The organism is Roseicyclus sp. (assembly GCF_052168335.1).
In the GTDB taxonomy this organism is placed as follows: Bacteria; Pseudomonadota; Alphaproteobacteria; order Rhodobacterales; family Rhodobacteraceae; genus Roseibacterium.
In genome coordinates this window covers 1-3,039 of sequence record NZ_JBQLZP010000139.1, presented here as the reverse complement: position 1 = coordinate 3,039, position 3,039 = coordinate 1, and the positions used below count along the sequence as shown (strand labels likewise).

Below are 3,039 nucleotides of genomic sequence, written 5' to 3'. Positions count from 1 at the left end.
GCCGATCCGCCGCGGCCGTGCCTTGAGGTCCGCCTCCTGCAGCACCGTCGCCACGACCTCGGCGCCGAAGCCGCCCACCGCGACGCTCTCATGCGCCACGAGAAGCCGGCCCGTGCGCGACGCGCTTTCGATCACCGCCGCCCGGTCCCAGGGCCAAAGGCTGCGCAGGTCGATCACGTCCGCGCCGATGCCCTCGGCGGCGAGGGCCCGCCCGGCATCCTCCGCACGGTTGGCGCAGTCGGACCAGCTGACGATCGTGATGTCGCCGCCGGTCATCCGCATGCGCGCGGTGCCCCATTCGTAGGGCGCGGCCTCGTCCACCTCGCCCTCGTTCGCCCAGATGTTCTTGTGCTCGAGGTAGACGACGGGGTCGTCCGCCGCGATCGCCGCCTTCATCATCGAGAAGTTGTCCTGCGGGGTCGACGGCACGGCGACGACGAGACCGGGGATATGGGCATACCAGCTTTCCAGCGATTGCGAGTGCTGCGCCGCCGACGAGCGCCACATGCCCATGGGCTTGCGGATGACCATGGGCGCGCGTGACTGGCCGCCGAACATGAAGCGCGCCTTGGCGACCTGGTTGATCAGCTCGTCCGTGGCGCAAAGCGCGAAGTCGGCAAAGCGCATCTCGACGACGGGACGCGTGCCGACCATCGCCGCGCCGAAGGCCGCGGCCATGATGGCGGCCTCCGAAATCGGGGCATCGGACACGCGGTCGGGACCGAACTCCTCGCGCAGACCCTTGTACTGGCCGAAAACGCCGCCGCGGCCGAGATCCTCGCCGACGCACCATACGGTCGGGTCCGCGGCCATCGCCTGTCGAAGCGCCTCGAGCGCCGCGCCGCCGTAGCTCATCACGCCCATCAGTATGCCTCCAACTCCGGCGAGCCGATGTCCTGGACATCCGCGAAGACCGATCCGTCCTCGGGGAACGGCGCCGCCGCGGCGGCCGCAAGCGCCGCCTCCATCTCCGCCCAGGCATCGGACGCGATGCGGTCGAGATCCGCCTTGGCCACACCCGCGCCGATCAGGATCTCGCGTTGCCGGGCGATGGGATCGTCGATGGCGATACGTGCGGCGGCTTCCTCCCTGGCGCGATAGGTCGCGGGGTCGAAATAGGTGTGCCCGCCCTGCCGGAAGGTCCGGGCATGGAGGAACGCGGGCTGCCGGTCGTGGCGGACCGCGGCGACGAGATCGCGCGCGATGTCGGCCACGGCCTCGACGTCGTTTCCGTCGACGACCATGGTGCGGATTCCGAAGGACCTCGCCCGTGCCGCCGCCCCCTCACCTGCCGTCATGTCGGATGTCCGGGTTGTGGCCGACCACTCGTTGTCCTCGCACACGAAGAGAACCGGCAAGCCGAAGACCGCGGCCCAGTTCAGCCCCTCGAGGAAGGGCCCCCGGTTGATCGCGCCGTCGCCGAAGATGTCGACGACGATCCTGTCGTCGCCCAGTAGCTTGATGCCATGCGCCGCCCCGGCCCCGATCGGGATATTCGCCGAGACCACGCCGTTCGCGCCCAGCATGCCGACACCGAAATCGGCGATATGCATGGAACCGCCCTTGCCGCCGCAGCATCCGCCCGCGCGGCCAAGCAGCTCTTCCATCATCGCGGTGGGATCGGCGCCCTTGGCAAGCGTATGGCCGTGACCGCGATGGGTCGACAGAAGCAGGTCGTCACGCCGGAGCGCGGCCATGATGCCGGCCGCGCAGGCCTCCTGCCCGATCGAGAGATGAATCGCTCCGAGCACGAGCCGGTCGCGCGTCGCCGCAAGCTCCGCCTGCCGTTCGAACGCGCGAATGCGTTCCATCATGGTCAGGAGCTCGAGGCCCCGCGTCCGGTCGTAATTCGGTTGCGTCACGTGTCGGCCTCCGGTTCGCGTACGCTCAATCGTGCGGCAAGACGGGCCGTCTCCTCCCGAAGCGCCGGAAGGATCACCTGCTCCAGCCGCGCCTGCTCCATGCGTTCGTTGATGGCGCCCACCGCGAGGGCGGCGGCGAGGCGTCCGCCCGCCGTCACCACCGGCAGGCCCACGGCGCTCATCGCGGCGACGACGCCGCCGGCATTCATGGCGTAGCCCACGCGGTCGAAGTCGGCCTTCGCACGCTCGAGCCGTTCGGCGTCGAAGCCGTATTCGGCCAGCCAGGCCGCATTGGCCCGGTTGACGGCGGCGCGCGTCGAGGCCGGCATCGCGCAATAAAGCGCAAGCGCGCCGCCACCCACGCCGAGCGGCCGCCGGTCGCCCCGGTCGAGCGTCAGCGTCCGGATCGGGTAGGCCCCGACCTCGCGAGCGACGCAGACGGCCGAAGGGCCTTCCGGAACGGACAGGAAGACCGTGTCGCCAGTCACATCCGCCAGCCGCCGCATGCCGCAATACGCGATCCCGGCCATGTCGATGGCAGCGGCCGACCGTGCAAGCGCGCCAAGCCGGATGCCCAGCCGGTAGGTCCGCGCCTCGGGGTCCTGCACCACGTAGTCGACATCCTGGAGAGCCGCGAGAACCCGATGCGCCGTCGTCTTGGAGAAGGACGTCCGTGCGACGACGTCGGCCAGCGCCGCGCCTTCGGGCATGTCGACAAGAACGTCGAGCACACGCGCGGCGCGGGCGATTGACCCCACGACAGCCTCGTCGTTCGGCATGTTTCCCTCCCCTGTCGTTCCGTTAATCGGAACGGTTATTGCCGATTAGTGAAACTGCATTGTTCGATTCCGTCAAGAGCTATAGACGTCCTGACATGACCGGCACGCCGATCCTGCTCGATTCGATCACCGACGTGGCCCGCCGCCATGCCGGCGGGATCGCCGTGTCGGGCTCTCATGGCGGGCTCTATCCCGCCGCGATCGCCAGCCGGGCGGCCCTGACGGCGGTGATCCTGAACGACGCCGGCAAGGGCCTCGACGGCGCCGGCATCGCGGGTATCCTGGCGCTGGCAAAAGTCGGGATGGCCGCCGCCGCGGCGGATTGCATGAGCTGCGAAATCGGCTCGGCACGCGACATGATGGAACGGGGGCGGATCAGCACGGCGAACGCTCCGGCC

4 protein-coding genes are annotated in these 3,039 nt (G+C 69.6%); 1 reads left to right on the top strand and 3 read right to left on the bottom strand.

The annotated features are described in order from the left end of the window. The 3 genes from ACTS11_RS04385 to ACTS11_RS04375 all read right to left on the bottom strand — a co-directional run. Window positions 1-864: alpha-ketoacid dehydrogenase subunit beta (locus tag ACTS11_RS04385; protein WP_442639126.1), on the bottom strand; the 864-nt coding region annotated here is incomplete at its 3' end. Then, window positions 864-1,862, bottom strand: coding sequence for a thiamine pyrophosphate-dependent dehydrogenase E1 component subunit alpha (locus ACTS11_RS04380; protein WP_442639125.1), 999 nt, complete (start codon window positions 1,860-1,862; stop codon window positions 864-866). The genes ACTS11_RS04380 and ACTS11_RS04385, both read right to left, overlap by 1 nt. Continuing rightward, the gene (locus ACTS11_RS04375) at window positions 1,859-2,641 is read right to left on the bottom strand and encodes an IclR family transcriptional regulator (RefSeq protein WP_442639124.1); all 783 of its coding nucleotides are present in this window, start codon (window positions 2,639-2,641) and stop codon (window positions 1,859-1,861) included. Before ACTS11_RS04375 ends, ACTS11_RS04380 begins: the two co-directional genes overlap by 4 nt. Window positions 2,642-2,736: 95 nt before the next feature. Between ACTS11_RS04375 and ACTS11_RS04370 the strand changes: the two genes are divergently transcribed. Further along, window positions 2,737-3,039: hypothetical protein (locus ACTS11_RS04370; RefSeq protein ID WP_442639123.1), on the top strand; the 303-nt coding region annotated here is incomplete at its 3' end.